The sequence below is a fragment of the Chryseobacterium sp. SN22 genome, from assembly GCF_008329705.1.
Taxonomy (GTDB): domain Bacteria; phylum Bacteroidota; class Bacteroidia; order Flavobacteriales; family Weeksellaceae; genus Chryseobacterium.
Map to the genome: position 1 here is coordinate 106,453 of NZ_VTSX01000003.1, position 19,928 is coordinate 126,380.

Here is a 19,928-nt window from a genome sequence, read left to right on the forward strand (position 1 = left end):
CCCTTTTGAATGTCGAGCTAAGGCCAAGCTGACAGCTGAACAATATCGGACATGATGACTGCTCATGCCATTTATACCTTACCCATGTTCAGGACCTGGCCGCTTTTACCCCATCAGGTCATGTAATCTTTGCGACCGGATACAAATACAAAGAACTGAAATTCCTCAATGGAATCGAAAAGCAGATCTTTCGACGTAAAAAGTCTGAGGTAAGTTTCAGGATGTTTTTTTCCATACTGCCGTTGCCTGCCGGTCGCGGTATTGGCCCTTTCCTGTTATCCGGCTGTAAACGACAGCAAAAAAGCAAGCCTCCTTATTTTCCTGCGGCAACTGATTTTATCCATCCCGCTGATGCCTATTTTACCGCATTATTTCGGGATTAAAAGCATCTGCTTGGTCAGCACGCTGATTGAACTACTGTTGGAATTGTAACCCCGTATCTGTTAAATAACGGGAAATTACTGCTGAAAAAGTATAAAATACCGAATTCTTTGCTCTCGGATTTTGATTGGTTGGATTTTTGAATACTAAATCCAAATCACGCACACCATTGAAGCTTATCAAATTCACAAACAAAGGCATTTACTGTCCGCAGGGAAAATTTTATATTGATCCCTGGCGGCCGGTTGATCTGGCGGTTATTACCCACGGGCATGCTGACCACGCACGCTGGGGAATGAAAAAATATCTCTGCCACCATTTTACCAAACCTATTTTATACAAAAGAATCAGCGAAGATATTGAATGCCAGAGCGTAGAATACGGCGAGGTCATCAATATGAACGGCGTCAGGGTCTCATTTCATCCTGCGGGACATATCATTGGTTCTGCACAGATCCGGCTTGAATACAAAGGCTATGTAAGTGTTGTTTCCGGAGACTATAAAGTTCAGGATGACGGTTTAAGCACACCTTTTGAACTGGTACGGTGCAATGAATTTGTAACCGAAAGTACTTTCGGGCTGCCGATTTACAACTGGCTGGAAGTGGATGATCTTAACAAAAGGCTTCAAAACTGGGTGCTGCGGAATAAGGAAAATCAGAAGACCTCCGTATTCATCGGTTATTCTTTGGGAAAAGCACAGAGGATCATGAAAGCGGTAGATGGAATGGGAAAAATCCATGTCCACTACTCGATCGGCAAACTGAATGAAGCTTTTGAAACGGTAGGCATTAAGCTGCCGGAGTATGAAATTCCGGATTTCAGAGAAAGTGTAAAGCATGTACAGGACGAAATCGTTATTGTCCCGCCTGCCTTAATGGATTCCAATGTAATTAAAAAAATTCCCAATGCGGCCATTGCCATCTGTTCCGGATGGATGCAGGTGCGGGGAGCAAGACGCTGGCGGAGTGCCGATGCCGGTTTTGCCATGAGCGACCATGCCGACTGGAAAGGGTTGCTGCAGGCGATTAAGGCCACGGAAGCGGAAATCGTACATGTTACCCATGGACAGACCGAGGTTTTCTCTAAATATTTAAATGAGATCGGCATTCATTCCGATGTAGTGGAAACCCTGTACGGCGATGATGATGAAGAGGAAGCTGAAAAAGAAACCGTTAAAAATCCGGAGCCATGAAGAATTTTGCTGAACTGATCAATGCACTGGAAAGTACCAATAAGACCAATGCAAAAATCGATGCGATCATCGATTATCTGGAACGTGCACCCGACGATGACAAAGTGTGGTTTATTGCTCTGTTTACCGGTAAGAGACCGAAACGGAACGTCAACAGCAATTATATGAAAGAATGGGCGCTGGATATTACGCAGCTTCCTTTCTGGCTGTTTCAGGAAAGCTATTCTTCCGTAGGAGACCTGGGTGAAACCATCTCACTGATTCTTCCGCCTCCTACTGAAAAAATAGAACGCTCCCTTTCCGAATGGATGGACGATATTGTAAATCTGAAGAATAAAACAGACGCCGAAAAAAAAGAATTCATTCTTACTTCTTGGAACGGGCTGGATTATACGGAACGGTTAATTTTTAACAAACTGCTCGGCGGAAGTTTCCGGATCGGGGTCTCCGACAAAACACTGATCAACGCACTGACAAAATTTTCGGAACAGGAGTCAAGCGCGCTGATGCACAGCCTTATGGGAAAATGGCTGCCCAATGAAGTTTCATTTCAGGAGCTGATTGCCGCAGAAAATGTGAATCCTGACAACTCAAAACCTTACCCTTTCTGTTTAGCCTATCCGTTGGAAAAAGGTCTGGAAGAATTTGGTACTCCGGATGAATGGCTGATTGAATACAAATGGGACGGGATCCGCGGACAGATCATCAAAAGGAATGATGAAGTATTCATTTGGTCCAGAGGGGAAGAACTGGTGACTGAACAGTTTCCGGAAGTGAAGGAAGCCGTTGAAAAAATGAACGGTAATTTTGTGATCGACGGGGAAATTCTGGCCGTAAAAGACAATAAAGTTCTAAATTTCAATGAATTACAAAAAAGATTGAACCGCAAAACATTAACCAAAAAGATGCTTTCCGAAATCCCGATACAGGTTTTCGCTTATGATCTGCTGGAACTGGAAGGTAATGATTTAAGGGAAAAACCGATTTCAGGAAGACGGGCCATGCTGGAAGAACTGTTGTTAAACGAAACTCCCGAAAACATTAAAATCTCTGAAGTCATTGAATTTAATGACTGGAATCAACTGGATAAAATCCGTGAAGCATCAAGGGAAATCAACAGTGAAGGGCTGATGCTGAAACAGAAAAATTCGCTCTACCATTCCGGCAGAAAAAAAGGTGACTGGTGGAAGTGGAAAATCAATCCTCTGACGATTGATGCAGTGTTGATTTATGCCCAAAAAGGAAGCGGAAGGCGAAGCGCCTATTACACCGATTATACCTTTGCCGTAAAAAATGAGGACAAGCTGGTAACGATTGCCAAAGCTTATTCCGGACTGACGGATAAAGAAATTATGGAGGTAAGCAAGTTTGTCAACAAAAATGCGATCGAAAAATTTGGGCCTGTAAGAACGGTAAAGCCGGAATTGGTTTTTGAAATCGCCTTTGAGGGCATCGGGTTCAGTAACCGCCACAAAAGCGGTGTAGCACTGCGTTTTCCGAGAATCTTAAGATGGAGGAAAGACAAAACGGTTGAGGAAATTGACGAATTGGAAGAGGTAAAGAAATTGATACAGTAACTTAAATGCCAGCCAAATAATACTTTCCTAAACCCTTAAAATTTTATGAAGCAGTTTAGAAATATTAAGTTAAGCTTCGCTTTAAGCATACCGCTAAATTTAATCTTTGATTTCCCTTAATCATCTTAATGGTTAAAATATTTTGGTTAAAAAATTGATACTATAGATTCAACTTCAGATCCTTTAGTTGGATCTTTATACTCATTGCGTTAAAAACAAACAGATTTACGATTTGACAGCATTTGAAAATACCGGCGGTTATCAAATCATCCAGAACTGGATGGGCGATAAAGGCATTGCTCCTTTTAAGTTTCAGACGGAAACGTGGTGGAAATTCGGGAACGGCTATAGCGGAATGGTGGTTGCACCGACAGGTTTCGGAAAAACCTACTCTGTTTTTTTAGCCCTTATTTCCGATTTTCTGAACCATCCCGACAAGTATAAGAAAGGAATGAAGATGATCTGGATTACACCGCTCCGTTCACTTTCCAAAGACATTGCCAAAGCGATGCAGGAAGCCATCGATGAAATCGGCCTCGACTGGGCGGTGGGCGTACGAAACGGCGATACCGATCCTAAAGTCCGGCAACAGCAGGTTAAGAATATGCCGGATATCCTGGTGGCAACGCCGGAAAGTTTACATCTGTTGCTCGGACAGAAAAATCATCAGCGGTTTTTCACGAATCTACAGACCATCGTTATCGATGAGTGGCACGAATTGCTGGGATCAAAGCGGGGAGTGATGATCGAGCTGGGGATTTCCCGGCTGAGGATTTATGTCCCGAAAATGAAAATCTGGGGAATTACGGCGACCATCGGCAATCTCGACGAAGCGATGGAGGTGTTGATTCCCTATGACATCAAAAAGACAAAAATAACAGCCAAAGAAAAAAAGAAAATCGATATTCTTTCCGTTTTTCCGGATGAGGTCGAAATCCTTCCCTGGGCGGGACATCTCGGGCATAAATTAGCCGATAAAGTCGTTCCGATTATTCTGAATTCCAATTCTACGATTGTTTTTACAAATACCAGAAGCCAGAGCGAAATGTGGTACCAGTTGTTGCTGAATGCCCATCCTGATTTTGCCGGACAGATCGCTATTCACCACAGTTCGATCGACGCGCATCTGAGAATCTGGATTGAAGAAAACCTCAGCAGCGGAAAATTGAAAGCGGTGGTTTCCACTTCATCGCTGGATCTGGGAATCGATTTCAAGCCGGTAGATACTGTGATCCAGATCGGATCTGCCAAAGGAGTAGCCCGGTTCCTGCAACGGGCGGGACGAAGCGGGCACTCCCCTTTTGAAACATCAAAAATCTATTGCGTACCCACCCATTCCCTGGAGCTGATCGAGGTTTCCGCTCTAAAGGAAGCGGTAAAAAATAATATCATCGAGCCCCGCGATCCACAGGTGCTTTGTTTTGACGTCCTCGTACAGTTTCTGATGACCCTGGCGGTTGGAGACGGATTCCTTCCGGACGAACTCTACCCTAAAATAAAGGAAACGTATGCTTTCCGCGAAATGAACGATGATGAATGGAAAGGCATGCTGGATTTCCTGACCATTGGCGGAAAAGCTCTTAAAAGTTATGAAGAATTCCACAAGATTGTTATCGATGAAAATGGCCTCTACAAAGTGACTTCAAGAAAAATTGCGATGCTTCACCGGATGAATATGGGTGTGATCGTCAGCGATGCCATGCTGAAAGTCAAATTCATTTCCGGCGGTTACATTGGGATGGTGGAAGAATATTTTATTTCGAGGTTAAAAAAAGAAGATAAATTTATTTTAGCTGGACGCGTGCTGGAGGTGGCGATGATCAAAGATATGACGGTTTTTGTACGGGCTTCCAAAGGCAAAGCTTTTGCTCCGAGTTATCTGGGCGGCAGGCTGCCGTTAAGTACCAGTCTCGGGCAGTTTTTAAGGGAGAAATTATCCGGCGCATTAAATCCGAAAGCTTCCGAGAAGGAACTGAAATTCCTTCATCCTCTACTCGTCAATCAGCAGGAACGCTCCCACATTCCGGAAGAAGACGAATTTCTGGTAGAACTTATCAGGAACCGCGAAGGCTATCATCTTTTTATGTATCCTTTTGAAGGAAGGCTGGTGCATGAAGTAATGGCGGCCCTGATTGCTTACCGGATCTCCAAGCTGGCGCCGATCTCCTTTTCGATGGCTATGAACGATTACGGCTTTGAACTCTTCAGTGATAAGGAAATTCCGCTGAATGAAGACAATTTAGACCGGATTCTGACAAGGGATAACCTGATGAATGATGTTATTTCCAGCATCAATGCGGCAGAAATGGCCCGGCGGAAATTCAGGGATATTGCTGTGATTTCGGGAATGGTGGTCCAGAATTTTCCGGGCCAGCAGCGTTCTAATAAGTCGCTTCAGAGTTCGGCCGGACTGATCTTTAAAGTACTGGAAGATTATGATCCCAACCATTTCCTGGTACGGCAGTCATATACGGAGGTTTTTAATGCCCAGCTTCAGGAACAGCGTTTAGTGGAAGCCTTCAAACGTATTGAAAAGTCAAAAATAATCCTGAAATTTGCCAACACTTTTACACCTTTGAGTTTCCCGATAAAAGTCGACAGCTTAAGGCAGACTCTTTCCAGCGAAGACCTGGATTCAAGAATACAGAAACTGATCCAGCAGGCGAAAAAAATGAAATAATAGTATATGGGTGAGTAGTGAATTTGCTGCTCATGTCAATCTAAGGAATGTAGCATATTCATAATTTACGTCAAACACCAATGTTTGAAGTCGTCTTATATATGAATAACATGAGTGAAAAAATTGACAAGTGAAGCAGATGGACCATTTACCTTTGACCAATCACCTTTGCATACGAATAATTTAAAAATGAAAATCGTAACAAAAAATATAACCCTTCAAAACGAACAATTTACTTTAACCAATCAGCGGGCTTTATTCTGGAAGAAAGAAAAAGCACTGGTCCTCTCCGATCTGCACATCGGTAAAGCAGCGCACTTCCGGAAAAACGGCATAGCCCTTACCAGCCATCTGATGAAAAATGACCTGGAACGGCTTTCAATCCTGATTGAATATTTCCAGCCTGAAAAATTTATTGTGGTTGGCGATCTGCTGCATGCAGGAGACAATTCGGATGTAGATGAATTCTGCGAATGGCGAAATCAATATCCCGATCTGCAGTTCTATCTTATCGAAGGCAATCATGACCGCCTTTCGAAAAAGCTGGAAGCGAAACTATGCCTGAATTATAAATCGAAATCCTTTGAGAACGGAGACTTTCTTTTCATCCATGATTTTGAGAACAAGCAGGAAAAATTTCAGGTCACCGGTCACATTCATCCCGGGTTTGTCATCCATTCTTCCGTAAAAAAAATAAAGCTGCCGTGTTTTGTGGTTACCGACAACCAGTTGCTGCTCCCGGCCTTCAGTGAGTTTACCGGGCTGGATACAAAAAATCTACCTAAAAAAGGAAGATTCTATGTTTTTACCGATGCTGAGATTTATGAAATTTAAAGTACAAATCGGATGAACGGGCTGAAGGAGAAAAGCCGGATGCTGGAAGTTTATCTTATCACGATTACTTTCCGGAGGGATTAGTTATTCAGTGAGAGATCATTTGTTATTATATGTGATATATAAAAAAATAAACTTCCGACATCCAGGCTATTAACTTCAGAATTCATTTAATCCAACATTTTCTTCATCATCAGATCGGTCTGCTTTTCATTACCCAATCTGAAAACATGTTTGTCGAATTCCTTAAATCCGTTTTTCTTATAAAAGCGGACGGCCCGGTGGTTTTCCTTCCAAACGCCGAGCCATAGATATTTCTTCCTTAATTCAACAGCAGTTTCCAGTGCTTTGTCATAAAGAAGCTGACCGACTTTCCGACCGTGGTGCGAACTTTTAACGTAAATTCTTTCGATTTCCAGTGAAGTTTCATCCTGCAGTTCGGTCTGTGCTTTTCCGGAATTCACTTTTAAATAGCCTATCGGATCTTCTTGTTCCCAAACTATAAAAAACAGGGAATCGGGATGGTTTAACTCCCTGGTCAGTTTTTCTGCTGCAAAACTTTCGGTGAGATACTGCTGGATCTGTTCTTCGGAATTATAGGGTGCAAAGGTTTCGTAAAAGGTCTCCCTTCCAAGATTCTGTAAAATGGTAAGATCATTTGGCAAAGCCTGTTTAATATGGATAGATGTCATTTTAAAAATTATGGAAATAAAATGGTTTTAAAGGCTTCCGATGCCAGATGCACCTGTACCGTCCAGTCATCGGCCGCTTCGCTTCCTGCATCATCGGAAATGTATTTCAGGCACAGAAACGGGATTTCTTCTTTCATGGCAATAAGGGCAAGCGGATAAGTTTCCATATCGACAATATGGTAAACCGTTTCGGAATGGTTCATTTCAAAGCTGTCGCCGCTTCCGCAGATTCCTTCCGGAAGACCGCGATGCTTAAGACCATATTCCAGAACCGGCGGTATCCCGGAAAGCGGGGTTTCGTACAGGCTGAAACCAAGTCCCCGCACATCCATATCGCGCTGGATAAATTTCGTACAGCAAACTACATCGCCTTTATTAAAACTCTGGCTTCCTGCCGATCCGAGGTTAACGATCAGCTTCGGCCGCCTGCGGTAAATTTCTTTCGTCAGTTCCATAGCGGCATTCACTTTACCGATACCGGTTATCAGTTTATTTTTGTCATTGAAAACCTTTCCCGCCTCCGAATCCAGCGCAAAGACGAAAAGTGTATCTTCAAGAGGGAATTCCAGTCCTTCGTTTATTCTGATCATTTTATTTTACTTTTTAACCACGGATTGCCAAAGATTTTCACAGATGATAGCGTGGCTTTGAGTGCCTCACCCAGTTAAAATATACGGGACATAAAAATCTTCGATTTTTTAAAAGCTTATTTAAATCTGATGTTTCTTTTGTGTTTAAAATCTTTATCGGTGCTGTTCCGTTGTGGTTTTTTAACAATATTTATTAAATTTTGCAACCGTCGGCATCGCAGGATGCACTGTTGCCTGTCTGAATTTTTAAAGGAGCAACCGTTTCATCATAGGTCTGCTGAAGTGCATTAACAAACAGTTCGGCAGGCTGGGCTCCTGATACGGCATATTTACCGTTGAGGATAAAGAAAGGAACGCCTGAAACGCCATTAACTCTTGCTTCCTCGATGTCATCGGCGATTTCGGCATCATAAGTATTGGAACTCAATACCTGCCGGGTTTCTTCCTGATCGATTCCGAGAGAAGCCGCTAAAGCAGTTAAAGTCTCATGATCCCCTACGTTTTTTCCGTCGATGAAATGTGCAATGAAAAGGGCTTCTTCCATTTCGTTGGATCTGCTGTATTTTTTAGCCAGATGCAGGGTCTTATGCGCCGAAAACGTATTGGTGATCAACGCTTTTTCAAAATCAAAATCAATTCCGGCACCGGCACCCATCTGTTTGACCTGGCTGAGCATCTGCTGGGCCTGGATCTCGGGAAGGCCTTTCTTCTCCCTTAAATAATCGAAGGTGTTTCTGGTTTCTTTCGGATCTAAAAACGGATCCAGCTGAAAACTTTTCCATTCTACCTCCACTTCATCTTTAAAGGGAAGCGTCGCAAGGGCTGCTTCAAAATTATTTTTTCCGATATAGCAAAACGGACACATCACGTCCGACCAGATTTCTATTTTCATTAGTATTTTATTTAAATTTATGTGAAACAAGCATTATTTATTCAGTTGTATTCTCCTGCTGAATGCCAGGTGTGCAGCCAGGGCACATAAAGCCATGAATGCTCCGACCAGGCAGACACCGCTCCATTCTGCATGCTGCCACGCAACAGATGCCGCCCAGGTTCCCAAAGATCCGCCTATAAAGTAGGAAACCATATACACGGTATTCAGACGGTTCACGGCGTTGGACCTGATCATGAAATAATTGGTCTGGTTCATGATATGACTGGACTGTACGCCCAAATCCACCAAAATAACCCCAACAATCAGTCCCCAGTAGGTTTCCCCTGCAAAATAAGAGAAAAGCCAGCTTCCCAAAACCACCAGCAGCGCATAGAAAATAATCCTGTTAAGATCGAGATACTGCTGAAGTTTCCCCACTTTTGCAGCCGACAGTGCACCGACAGCCCCGGCCAGCCCGAAACTTCCGACTACCGACGAACCGGCATTAAACGGAGGATTTTCCATGTGAAAGACAAGCGTTGTAAATAACGCACACATCGACCCGAAAGCCATGGCACCCCGGAAAGAAGCAAGCCGCAATACCGGCTGTGTTTTGGCCAGATTAAAAACGGATTTCATCAGTGCTCCATAAGTACCTTTAAAATTAGGCTGCAGCTCAGGAAGCATTTTATATACCGCAAACCATACAACAGTCATCAGCCCGGCTGCAATTCCGAACATGGCCCTCCAGCCCCATAATTCCCCTATAATACCGCCGATAAATCTCGACAGGAGAATGCCCAGCAGCAATCCGGACATGACCGTTCCGATATTGGAGGATTTTTCTCTATCAGAAGAAAGCTCAGCTGCGATAGGAATAAAAAGCTGCGGAATCACGGACGTGACGCCGATCAGTAAACTGGCAGTGTACAGCATCCATAATTCAGTGCCGAAAGCCATCAAGAGCAGAGAACCGAAAACCAAAAGCAGATCTGTCAGAATCAGTTTTTTCCTGAACAGTTTATCGCCCAAAGGAACAATAAGCAGTAAGCCGGCGGCATACCCGAGCTGGGTAAGAACCGAAATTTTACTCACTGCGCTTTCGGGAACCTTCAGTTCTCCGGCAATAAGACCCAGCAATGGCTGGTTATAATAAATGTTTGCCACGACAAGGCCGGAGATAACAGCCATCAGCCAGATGACCGTACGCGAAATACCACCGGTAGAATTCAACTGCATACGTTTCATTTAATAAATATTTGTCAAAAAACCGTATTGCAAAAATACTTATTTAAGATCAAAATCAGGCCTGATTCTGCCGGTTTCACCGATAAAGGGAATTGATGTAAAAATTTTTACAGTTTGGAAATAATAATGAACTTTGCCATATGAAAATTATCCCGTTAAAAGGAGGCAATTTTTCTACGATTAAAACGAAAGATTTTACGCTTCTTACCAATGAAAACAGAGATCTTCTGAAAGGAATAAAAATGTCCGTCACGCCGTTTCTGGTTGTTACTGAGAAGGATATTATTCTCCTTGATGCCGGCATCGGCTGGAAAAATGAAGAAGGCAGTACGGTAATTTCTGAAATTCTTGAAAGAGAAAATATTCACCGGGAAAAGGTAACAAAAATACTGCTCTCTCACCTGCACAAAGATCATATAGAAACAACAATTACCCGCACTAAAGAAGGTTTCGAAGCCGCTTTTCCGAATGCGCAAATCTATCTGCAAAAAAGGGAACTGGAATTTGCCATGGAAAACAAAGGGAGCCCCTCTTTTGATTTTGATACCCTACAAAAACTGGTACAGCTTGAAAATATCGTCTGGCTGGATGAAGATAAAGACAACATCACGGAAGAAATCTTTTTTGAAGTTGTAGGCGGCCACACGCCGTTTATGCAGGTTTTTTGGATCCGCGATGGCCGGGATACCGTATTTTACGGAGCTGATGATCTTCCGCAGGAATCGTATCTGAAATATCATCTGTCCTACAAAAGTGATTTCGACGGCAGAAAGCGATGGAACTGAGGATAGGCTGGGCCTGGATGGCAGCTGAAAACCAATGGAAAATACTGCTGTACCATGACCTGGAAAAAGCGGTTGTGGAATTTAAATAAAAAAAATGGTTTAAAGTTCATTAAACCATTTATAAATATCTAGATCTGAAGCAATGCTCAGTTTTTTCCGAAGTCTGTTTTTCCGGTTCTGAATCGCCTTTGGGGTTACAAATGTATAGGTTGCAATTTCCTTGGTCGTTAAATTAAGCTTCAGATAAATACAAAATATCAGTTCAGAATTCTTCAGATTAGGCTGAATTGCTGATAATTTATTGAAAAAATCGGGATCTACCAGCCTGAATTTATTCAGCAGACGTGGTGAGTTCTCTTTTGCTAATGTTAAAATTTCTTCCTGCACAAAAATCTTTTGGTTAATATCTTCTAAATTAAATTCAGTCTTTTCGTTTCTCATATTTTTCTCATCTCTACTATGGCTGTCACTTATTTGATAAGTTTCAGTATTAATCGCTCTTCTTTCCACTCTGTCCGGATTCTTCCTTTCTGAGTATATTTTGGTTTAAGTATCTATTATCTTAAAACATACAGACAAGTATTTTTTTTCTTAGTTTTTAGTTTAAGATTAAAAATATCTTACAGAATCTGTAATTTATTTTTAGGCAAAGACAAAGAAATAAAAAATGATTAAAAATTTACATAATTAAAATACCACATAGGTACCACGCGAATCTTTTTAATTCCTTATATACCTTCTTTATCAGGTCTTACTTATTTACAAAACTAGATGATTTTATAGTCTGTTTTTTATGATTATAATCAATGAGTTTTAAAAAATCTTACATTTCGTAATATACTCCTAAAAATCACGGCTCTATATTTGTGGGCCGCAGGATTTTCATGGTATATGAAAGGCAGTGTATTTAATCCGGAAGCCCCTGCGAAAAGGCTGTAAGAGAAAGTTAGCAGTAATAGACAAGACTATTTGACCGCACTACATTCCGGTTGACTGACCTGCAATTTTATTTTGCAGATGCTGATTATCAACAATTATATATTCAGTAAACGCTGGAATTCCTCAATATATTTTGCAAGATGAAGACCGTCTGCCAGTCCGTGATGCGCTTCTACCGAAACCGGCAAAAACTTCCTGCCGTCCCGGATGCTGAATTTTCCGAAAGTAATTTTCGGGATGGATTCTTTCGGATCGAAATTAGTCGGGTGGAGCAAAGCACTGAAAGAATTCCACGGAATGGTAGTATGCCGGATATGGTTTACCGGTAAAGCTTCATTGCGGATGCCGAGGCCGGTAGAATGATGTACCGTTCTGATCTGATCCTGCAAACCTGCATTGAAGACTTCATAATCTTCGGAATAACGGAAAAATGAAAACCCGAAAGTACCGTCCGGCCTGCCGATCGTGCTGCCGACATGCACTTCATCATACAGAATTACCCGATCCCCGACGATCCTCAGTTTAAGCTCATCAACAGTATTTACCGCCACCATGGATTTATAAAGATAAACAGCGAAGAAAGAATGCCCGTTTTCCTTGGCGCCTTCATACGCTCTGGTACAGTCGACCTCCGTTGTAAAACCGAAATACGGACTTGCCATTTTTGAGAAAAATTCAAAATGTTCTTTTCTGTTCCAGCTTTCGATATCAATTACCTTCATTGTTTCCATCGGTGCAAATTTCGGTAAGTTTTATTATTAAAAAAAATTTATAGCTGATAAATCTTATCTGATCCTGTGTAAAAAATTATTGTTCTGTAAATTTCAGTGAATTTTTAATTCTTAAAAGGTAATTTGGTGGCTTTTTTGATGTGAAAAGAGTGTTTTTACGGAAATGAAAATTGTGTAAGGATTCAAGCGGATAAAGTGTAAATAATAATCTGTGAAATCAGTGCCATCTGTGGAAAATACAACTACAAGGTTTAAATAAATAAGTAATCAATACCATTAAAATTATAAAATATGCTATACAGAAAAATAGGAACAAGTGATCTTGAGGTTTCTGCCATTACTTTCGGCGCATGGGCTGCAGGAGGATGGATGTGGGGAAGTACAGACAGAAACGATGCTGTGGAAGCCATTAAAGCTTCTTACGATGCAGGCGTTACTTCCATCGATACGGCTCCCATCTACGGACAGGGAACCAGCGAAGAGATTGTAGGCGATGCCATCAAAGGAATTTCCCGGGACCAGGTTCAGATCCTGACCAAGTTCGGAATGCGTTGGGATCTTACCCAAGGGGATTTTGCCATGCACAGTAAAAACAATGACGGACAAGACATCGATGTCTATAAATATGCCGGGAGAGACAGCATTATCTATGAGTGCGAACAGAGCCTCAAAAGACTGGGAACGGATTATATCGACCTTTACCAGATCCATTGGCCGGATTCTACCACCCCGATTGATGAAACTTTCGAAGCGGTTTCCAGGCTTATCGAACAGGGGAAAGTGCGTTTTGCAGGGGTCTGCAATTACAGCGCCCAACAGATGCAAGAAGCTGAGAAAACACTGAAGCTCGTTTCCAACCAGATTCCTTTCAGTATGGTCAATCGGGGCATTGAAGAGGAAACGGTTCCTTACTGCATTGAAAATAATAAATCAATTCTGGCCTACAGTCCGCTTGAAAGAGGTCTGCTGACGGGTAAAATTACACCGGGCTACCAGTTTCAGGAAGGTGACCACCGCGCCAGCCATAAGCATTTTCAGCCGGATTTTATTGAGAAAACCAATGCATTGCTGGATAAAATAAGACCCATTGCCGATCAGCATCATGTAAGTCTGGGCCAGCTCGTTCTTCGATGGACCATTGAAAGATCGGGAATTACCGTTGCTTTAGCAGGAGCCAGAAATGCAGAACAGGCGGTACAGAATGCCAGATCAGCTGAAATTAATCTGAGCAAAGAGGAGATCGACACAATCAGCGAGCTTGCTGAAGGGTTTTAGGGTGAATAGTCAGTTGCGTTTTACTTATCAATATTTGGAAAAATTTATTTGAAGATTCACCTTTGGATATTTAATCTGAATTAATAATCGATTGATAATCTAAATTGCCTGTAAGTTGTATATCAGGAATTCACTATTGATATTTATCCTATTTATCAATATCAATTTTAAATAATCAAATCTGAGAAAAAAATGAGCAAAGAGAGATTGGGCTTTATCGGCCTTGGAAATATGGGCCGTCCGATGGCAAAAAATCTTGAGAAAGCAGGATTCCGGCTTGCAGTATATAACAGAACACCGGAAAAAGCAGAAGACTTCAGGGAAAATTCCATTGTCTGCAGTTCTGTGGCAGATCTGGTACAAAACAGCGACGTAATATTTACGATGCTAACTAACGATGAAGCTTTACGGGAAGTTTTTGAAGAAATTTTAAGCCAGAACGTTTCAGGAAAACTGTTTGTGGATATGAGCACTGTTTCTCCTGAAGCCAGCAGCAAGATTTCGGCAGCCGTAATCATCAAGGAAGCCTCTTTCATCGATGCACCGGTAGCCGGCAGTACAAAACCGGCTGCAGAAGGAACCCTGATTATTATGGCTGGGGGTAACAAGCGTGACATCAGCCGGGCCCTTCCCTATCTTGGAAAATTGGGAAAAGAGATCCGACATCTGGGTGAAAACGGTAAAGGAATTGCCGCAAAACTTTCGGTCAATTACTTTCTTTCCTGCCTGTACCAAGGGCTGGCAGAAACGATTCTGTTTTCGGATAAGCTGGGGATCAACCGCATGGATATGCTGGACATCATCAATGAAAGTGCCAGTGGAAGCGGGGCCACGAAAGTAAAAACCCCTCTCTTAATCAATAAAAACTATGATCCTGCCTTTGCGCTGGATCTGATGCTGAAAGATATTATCCTTGCAAAAAATGCAGGCGCCGGATTCCCATTATCCGAAACACTGATCAAAACCTATCAGGGAGCACATGACGCAGGCTTTGGAAAGGATGATGTGATCGGGATTATTCAGTATCTTAAAGAGCCAGGTAAAAAGTAAAAGGAACCCAGTGTGAATGCAGTTTAAACCGTTAAAGGGTATGAAGGATTTTAGCTTGGATAAAGGTAAAATCAAAGATTTACCTAGCAGTATGCTTAAAGCAAAGCTCAGCTTCATTTTATAAACACCTTAATGATTCTGATGATAGAATTTTAATTAAACAGTCGGTTATGAAAGATTTTAAAACAGCTTTCTTTTTTGTGAGGCTGCCGGCAGCCGTTTCTCTTTTGGGGCACGGATTGGTCCGGCTGCCGAAACTTTCAGCTTTCAGCGAATGGATGGTAAAAACAATGGAGAAATCGGTTATTCCGGAAACGCTGATCGTTCCTTTCAGCTATGTTCTGCCTGTGGCAGAAACGGTTATCGGCCTTTTACTGCTGATCAATTTTAAAACAAAATACACTTTGTATTCCGCATTGGCCCTGATGAGCATTCTGATCGCAGGGAGCTGCTCTATCGAAAACTGGGCGGCTGTTGAAGCGCAATTGTTACATGGTGTTTATCTTTTCGGTCTGTTCTTGTTTCATGAAAGGTTTAGCAGTAAAGTGAATGGAAATAGGATGAATGGCGAATAATAATCACTGCGCCCGTCAATTTTTTATCTGTTACCATTAAACCCTGGCTGAATTTTGCCCCCCTTATATATATGTAAAATAAATTTATTTAAACTCACTATACACCTGCGAAGCATAATTAGCCATCCATTCTTACAATATTGATCTTTCCGATATAATATTTCAATTATGGTCGGATTTTTGAATGGTAATTGTAATTAAATTCCGGTCTAATTAAACCAATCACTTAAAATATATTTATTATGTCAACAGAAAATCTTACGAACACAGAAGCAATTAAAAAAATTAAAGAACTTTCGGAAAATGCAAAAATCTGTATGTTCTGTACGGAACTGGGAACCCTTCCGATTAATTCCCGCCCCATGACTTTACAGGAAACTGATGATGAAGGAAATTTATGGTTTATCAGCGGTGATACCAGCAATAAAAACTTTGAAATAAAAGACGATAAAAGAGTACAGCTGTTTTTTATGAATAACGGCGATTACCAATATCTTTCTGTTTTCGGGGATGCTACAATTTATAAGGACCGTTCTACCATTGAAGACAAATGGTCACCGATGGCCAAAGCATGGTTTGAAGACGGAAAAGATGATCCGAATGTTTCAATTATCCGGGTAGAACCGAAAGATTCCTATTACTGGGATACCAAGGCCGGTAAGCTGGTGAGCATCCTTAATTTTGTAGCCAATGCAGTTACCGGGAAAACAACCGATAATTCCGACGGGGTTGAAGGAAACGCCAAAATATAAATTACTGTCACGCAAATACTTTAACTATTAAATAGTGTAAGGCCGCGAAATTTTCGCGGTCTTATTTCTTTTGATAATCAATACCTTTTCACTAAGAAATTTACATTAAGCCCACAGAAATTTTGAAACATGTGGGATTTATTATAAATCAGTTTCGAGTTTGATATCGATCAGGCGACTGTCAAAGTTTATTTAATATAACGCTATGCTTACAACGGCTTTTAATACAAAATTTCGGATTCTTTGTTCGCGAAGGTACTTCGGACGCTCAGTAAATAATAGGATCGTTTAAATATGTTATACATATATCTACAACTGCCATTCACTGAATGGAATGCTGTTAGTTGGAAAATTTGAGGTTTATATCCAAACGAGTTCTGACGGCGACAGCATTAAAAATTTTATACTGCCGGACATTTTGCTTACGCTACTGTAGCTTGATCTGAAATATATAAACATATAAAGCCTACGGCAAAAAGAAAACCATACAAAACTGCATGGTTTTTTCTTAGTGTTTTTAATAACGAGGGAACTAAGGTGTTTCAGTATGCGGCATATCCACGGGCTTTGATTCCGGGGAACCTTTTTCACGCAGCCAAATCGATAGGATTACCAACGATGCGACGGCGAGAAATTCACTTTGCCAGTTCTGGAAGGATTCAAACCAGAACCTGGACTCCGTAATATATTCCGAAGCTGTTATCACCTGCTGTTTTTTAGAAATCTGTTCTTCATTATAGTCTTTCAGGCTTCCGTAAAAGTGCAGCGAAAAACTTATTGCAAACAAGATACCAAACGCTAAAGAAAGTGAATGTTTATACAATTTTAACCAGATTCCTCCTTTCCGTACAGGCCACGGGGCATTAGGATGCGGTTCGGGTTCCTTATCCACATCTTCTTTTTTATCCAGAGATTTGGATTCGCTGGAACCTTTCTGCCGTAAAGAAACAGTAAGCACCACATAAATCATCATCTGGAGGAATTCACTTTCCCAGTTTTCAAAGGTGGCCTGGATAAAGTGCCCGCTATGGATATATTGGCCCAGGCTAAGCATCGTACTTCCGTTTTCAGCCAGCTCCTTGTTTTCGGTTTTCCAACCGGTAAAGAACTGGCCTGCCAGAAAGATGATCATAAAAACGATCAGGACTATACTCAGGCTGTTGCGGTATAAGAAACTTTGTTTTGTCATTTGTATTCCGGGTATTTTAGGATTCGGCATCATCCGGATCTATTCTCTGCAAAGCAGTAACGCTGGGTCCGGTAAGGATTTTTCCGTTGATATTGAATCTTGAACCGTGGCAAGGACAATCCCAGCTCAGCTCGGCACTGTTCCACCGGACCTCACACTTAGCATGGGGGCAGGTGCTTTTTACCAAATGTATTTTTCCGTTGGTTTCTTTGTATAAAGCGTATGAATCACCTTCGTATTTTATCACTTTAGCTTCTCCCTCACTTACTTCGTTTAAAGACGTGATTTTCTCCCTGAAAAGTTTATCTTTAATAAAATCGTAAGCTACGACTGCATTTTCTTCCACGAAACTTGTAAATCCGGCAATTGGTTTTATTCTTGAAGGGTTAAATATATTCTCATATTTGCTGCTGCCGTTTATAATTAAATCGGAAAGGATCTGTGATGAAATAGTTCCGAAGATCATTCCGTTTCCTCTGAAACCGGTAGCCGTATACACCCTTCCTTTGCTTGCGGGAAGCTTTCCGATGTACGGAAACCCGTCGGTAGGTTCGTAATACTGACTGGACCAGCTGTAATAAGCCGTTTCTACATCAAAGTATTTTCGCACATAGTTTTCCAGTTTTGAGAAACATTCGCCGGTATCTTCTTCATGTCCCGTTTTATGGTCTTCCCCTCCGGCAATCAGCAGGGTTTCCCCATTTACTTCCTGTACTCTGTAATAATGATACGGGTCAATAAGATCATAACCCAGATCTTTCGGATAATTTTCATCTTTCAGGCTGAAAGCCATAGCATAACTTCTGTATGGTGCATTGGTTGTATGCAGAATGCTCAGGCCCGGAGGAATGTGCGTAGCATAGACAACATTTGCTGCTTTGATTTCTCCTTTTGAGGTTTTTAAAATGACGACATCATCCTGCTCATCATCATTTTCACACTGGCAGTCTTCCAAAATAATTCCACCAGCATTGATGAATGCCTCGCATAAAGCTTTGATATATTTTATCGGATGAAACTGGGCCTGATCCGGAATGGAAACAGCTTTTTTAAAAGGAATCGGGAAAGGAATCTCATTAACATATCTCATTTCGTGTCCGACTTCTGAGGCACCGTCAACGATATCCTGCAATTGCTTTTCCTGTTTTTCATCTAAGGCAAAGAGATAAGCGGTCTTTCTCTCAAAATCGCAGTCGATATTATAATTCCTGATATTGGTTTCTATAATTCCGATAGCCTCCTGTCCCACTTCGGCGAATATTCTGGCATTATCTTTACCAAAATCATTGATGGCTTCGGTAAAAGTAGTATCAAAAAAATCATTTAGATGGGCTGTAGTGCCACCGGTTGTTCCGAAACCGATATTGGCTGCTTCCAGAAGAATACATTTCTTACCGGACTGCTGTAATTTTAGGGCAGTGGAAACACCAGTGATTCCTCCTCCTACAATAGCTGCGTCGAACAGCTGGTGAAAGTCGGCTTCCGAAGAAAATTTCTTTATTTCTTCCTGCCATATACTTTTTCTCGCTCCGTCTCTGTACATAGCGTTATTTTTTTATAATTATTAATTAATGAAAGTATCAGGTTCATCTTTTAAGCAGAATAGTATCATTCTCGGAAAAAGGCTGAGGCCTGAAGGCTTGGGATTCACGATCTTTATCTCTGTTTTTAGGTTCATCTTCATCAAAATCACAGCGGCATGAAGTAACAGTGCATAGAGCGATCACTCCCAGAATCACGATGGCTTTGGTTTTCATAAGTTCTCGTTTAATTTAGGTATTAGATTTTTTGATTGTTCTTCGATGGGTTATCCACCGACGATTAATCCACCATTGGGATGCAGAACCTGCCCTGTAATCTGTACAGAATCTCTGCTTGCCAGAAATAAGAAGCTGTAAGCCACTTCTTCAGGAGAAGCATTTCTTTCGAAGGGCGGCTTGCTCAGATCTTCTTTTTCCTCCCCGAATGTTGCTTCGGTCAGCGGCGTGGCTACCGGTCCCGGTGCTACCGCGTTAACCCGGATGCCTTTAGGCTTTGCCTGCAGGGCAAGCGAGCGTGTAAAAGAAACAATAGCTCCTTTTGTCGCCGAATAATCCAGCAGTTCAGGATGTCCCTGATAAGCTGCTGCAGAGGTTGTATTGATGATTGCACTGCCTTCTTTAAGGTGAGGGAAAGCTGCTTTTGTAAGCAGGATCATTCCGATAATATTGGAATCGAATGTCTTTCTGATGTTTTCTTCTTCCAGATCCTCAATGGAATCCGCAGGAAACTGTACGCCGGCATTATTTACCAGGATATCAATTCCTCCGAGTTCTGAAACTGTTTTTTCAACAGCTTTTGTACAGAATGCAGAATCGCTGACATCTCCCTGTATAATGATCGATTTTCTTCCGAGGCTTTCAATTTCAGATTTTACTTTCTCCGCATCTTCTTTACTGGAATGGTAAACAATGGCTATATTTGCTCCTTGCTCTGCAAAAAGCACAGCCGCTGCCTTCCCGATTCCACTGTCGGCTCCTGTAATCAGAACAGATTTATTTTCTAACTTTAATTTCCCCATA

At 41.7% G+C, this 19,928-nt stretch carries 19 protein-coding genes; 9 read left to right on the forward strand and 10 right to left on the reverse strand.

The window, feature by feature from the left end:
* The first annotated feature begins 550 nt into the window (after positions 1-550).
* The 4 genes from FY557_RS02655 to pdeM all read left to right on the forward strand — a co-directional run bounded on the left by FY557_RS02655 (position 551) and on the right by pdeM (position 6,667).
* Positions 551-1,576 carry a ligase-associated DNA damage response exonuclease gene (locus tag FY557_RS02655; RefSeq protein ID WP_149245744.1) on the forward strand — a complete coding sequence of 342 codons (1,026 nt, stop codon included), beginning with the start codon at positions 551-553 and terminating at the stop codon, positions 1,574-1,576.
* Positions 1,573-3,153: an ATP-dependent DNA ligase gene (locus FY557_RS02660; RefSeq protein WP_149245745.1), complete on the forward strand. Its 1,581-nt coding sequence runs from the start codon at positions 1,573-1,575 to the stop codon at positions 3,151-3,153. The genes FY557_RS02655 and FY557_RS02660 overlap by 4 nt, the downstream gene beginning before the upstream one ends.
* A gap of 232 nt (positions 3,154-3,385) precedes the next feature.
* Positions 3,386-5,833 (forward strand): ligase-associated DNA damage response DEXH box helicase, encoded by a 2,448-nt coding sequence (locus tag FY557_RS02665; protein WP_149245746.1) that lies wholly within the window; start codon positions 3,386-3,388, stop codon positions 5,831-5,833.
* Positions 5,834-6,022: 189 nt separating this feature from the next.
* A complete protein-coding gene (gene pdeM, locus FY557_RS02670; protein ID WP_149245747.1) occupies positions 6,023-6,667 on the forward strand; it encodes a ligase-associated DNA damage response endonuclease PdeM in 645 nt (214 codons plus the stop codon).
* Positions 6,668-6,837: 170 nt separating this feature from the next.
* Here pdeM and FY557_RS02675 read toward each other — a convergent pair whose 3' ends face one another.
* The 4 genes from FY557_RS02675 to FY557_RS02690 all read right to left on the reverse strand — a co-directional run bounded on the left by FY557_RS02675 (position 6,838) and on the right by FY557_RS02690 (position 10,071).
* Positions 6,838-7,359 (reverse strand): GNAT family N-acetyltransferase, encoded by a 522-nt coding sequence (locus tag FY557_RS02675; protein WP_149245748.1) that lies wholly within the window; start codon positions 7,357-7,359, stop codon positions 6,838-6,840.
* Positions 7,360-7,367: 8 nt separating this feature from the next.
* On the reverse strand, positions 7,368-7,949 hold the full coding sequence (locus tag FY557_RS02680; protein ID WP_149245749.1) for a 5'-methylthioadenosine/S-adenosylhomocysteine nucleosidase: 582 nt from the start codon (positions 7,947-7,949) through the stop codon (positions 7,368-7,370).
* 193 nt (positions 7,950-8,142) lie between these two features.
* Positions 8,143-8,841 (reverse strand): DsbA family protein, encoded by a 699-nt coding sequence (locus tag FY557_RS02685; protein ID WP_149245750.1) that lies wholly within the window; start codon positions 8,839-8,841, stop codon positions 8,143-8,145.
* A gap of 33 nt (positions 8,842-8,874) precedes the next feature.
* Positions 8,875-10,071 carry an MFS transporter gene (locus FY557_RS02690; protein ID WP_228451679.1) on the reverse strand — a complete coding sequence of 399 codons (1,197 nt, stop codon included), beginning with the start codon at positions 10,069-10,071 and terminating at the stop codon, positions 8,875-8,877.
* Positions 10,072-10,211: 140 nt separating this feature from the next.
* Between FY557_RS02690 and FY557_RS02695 the strand changes: the two genes are divergently transcribed.
* Positions 10,212-10,856 carry an MBL fold metallo-hydrolase gene (locus FY557_RS02695; RefSeq protein ID WP_228451680.1) on the forward strand — a complete coding sequence of 215 codons (645 nt, stop codon included), beginning with the start codon at positions 10,212-10,214 and terminating at the stop codon, positions 10,854-10,856.
* A gap of 99 nt (positions 10,857-10,955) precedes the next feature.
* Here FY557_RS02695 and FY557_RS02700 read toward each other — a convergent pair whose 3' ends face one another.
* Together FY557_RS02700 and FY557_RS02705 are read right to left on the reverse strand one after the other, a co-directional pair.
* Complete coding sequence (locus FY557_RS02700; protein WP_149245751.1) at positions 10,956-11,297, reverse strand: helix-turn-helix transcriptional regulator; 342 nt, start codon at positions 11,295-11,297, stop codon at positions 10,956-10,958.
* A 593-nt stretch (positions 11,298-11,890) separates the two neighbouring features.
* Entirely contained in the window at positions 11,891-12,526 is a 636-nt protein-coding gene (locus tag FY557_RS02705; RefSeq protein WP_228451681.1) for a chloramphenicol acetyltransferase, read from the reverse strand.
* A 291-nt stretch (positions 12,527-12,817) separates the two neighbouring features.
* Between FY557_RS02705 and FY557_RS02710 the strand changes: the two genes are divergently transcribed.
* From FY557_RS02710 to FY557_RS02725, 4 genes are all read left to right on the forward strand, one after another.
* Positions 12,818-13,801: an aldo/keto reductase gene (locus FY557_RS02710; protein WP_149245752.1), complete on the forward strand. Its 984-nt coding sequence runs from the start codon at positions 12,818-12,820 to the stop codon at positions 13,799-13,801.
* A 192-nt stretch (positions 13,802-13,993) separates the two neighbouring features.
* Complete coding sequence (locus FY557_RS02715) at positions 13,994-14,851, forward strand: NAD(P)-dependent oxidoreductase (protein WP_149245753.1); 858 nt, start codon at positions 13,994-13,996, stop codon at positions 14,849-14,851.
* A gap of 170 nt (positions 14,852-15,021) precedes the next feature.
* Complete coding sequence (locus FY557_RS02720; RefSeq protein WP_149245754.1) at positions 15,022-15,426, forward strand: MauE/DoxX family redox-associated membrane protein; 405 nt, start codon at positions 15,022-15,024, stop codon at positions 15,424-15,426.
* Between the two features lie 242 nt (positions 15,427-15,668).
* Complete coding sequence (locus tag FY557_RS02725) at positions 15,669-16,178, forward strand: pyridoxamine 5'-phosphate oxidase family protein (protein ID WP_149245755.1); 510 nt, start codon at positions 15,669-15,671, stop codon at positions 16,176-16,178.
* Positions 16,179-16,710: 532 nt separating this feature from the next.
* Here the strand turns inward: FY557_RS02725 and FY557_RS02730 are convergent.
* The 4 genes from FY557_RS02730 to FY557_RS02740 are packed head-to-tail and all read right to left on the reverse strand — an operon-like array spanning position 16,711 to position 19,927.
* A complete protein-coding gene (locus FY557_RS02730) occupies positions 16,711-17,367 on the reverse strand; it encodes a DUF6766 family protein (protein ID WP_149245756.1) in 657 nt (218 codons plus the stop codon).
* 16 nt (positions 17,368-17,383) lie between these two features.
* On the reverse strand, positions 17,384-18,910 hold the full coding sequence (locus FY557_RS02735) for an FAD-dependent oxidoreductase (RefSeq protein ID WP_149245757.1): 1,527 nt from the start codon (positions 18,908-18,910) through the stop codon (positions 17,384-17,386).
* Between the two features lie 43 nt (positions 18,911-18,953).
* Positions 18,954-19,124, reverse strand: a complete 171-nt coding sequence (locus FY557_RS20005) for a hypothetical protein (RefSeq protein ID WP_185151632.1) — start codon at positions 19,122-19,124, stop codon at positions 18,954-18,956.
* Positions 19,125-19,174: 50 nt separating this feature from the next.
* Complete coding sequence (locus FY557_RS02740; protein WP_228451682.1) at positions 19,175-19,927, reverse strand: SDR family oxidoreductase; 753 nt, start codon at positions 19,925-19,927, stop codon at positions 19,175-19,177.
* Between the last annotated feature and the right edge of the window lies 1 nt (position 19,928).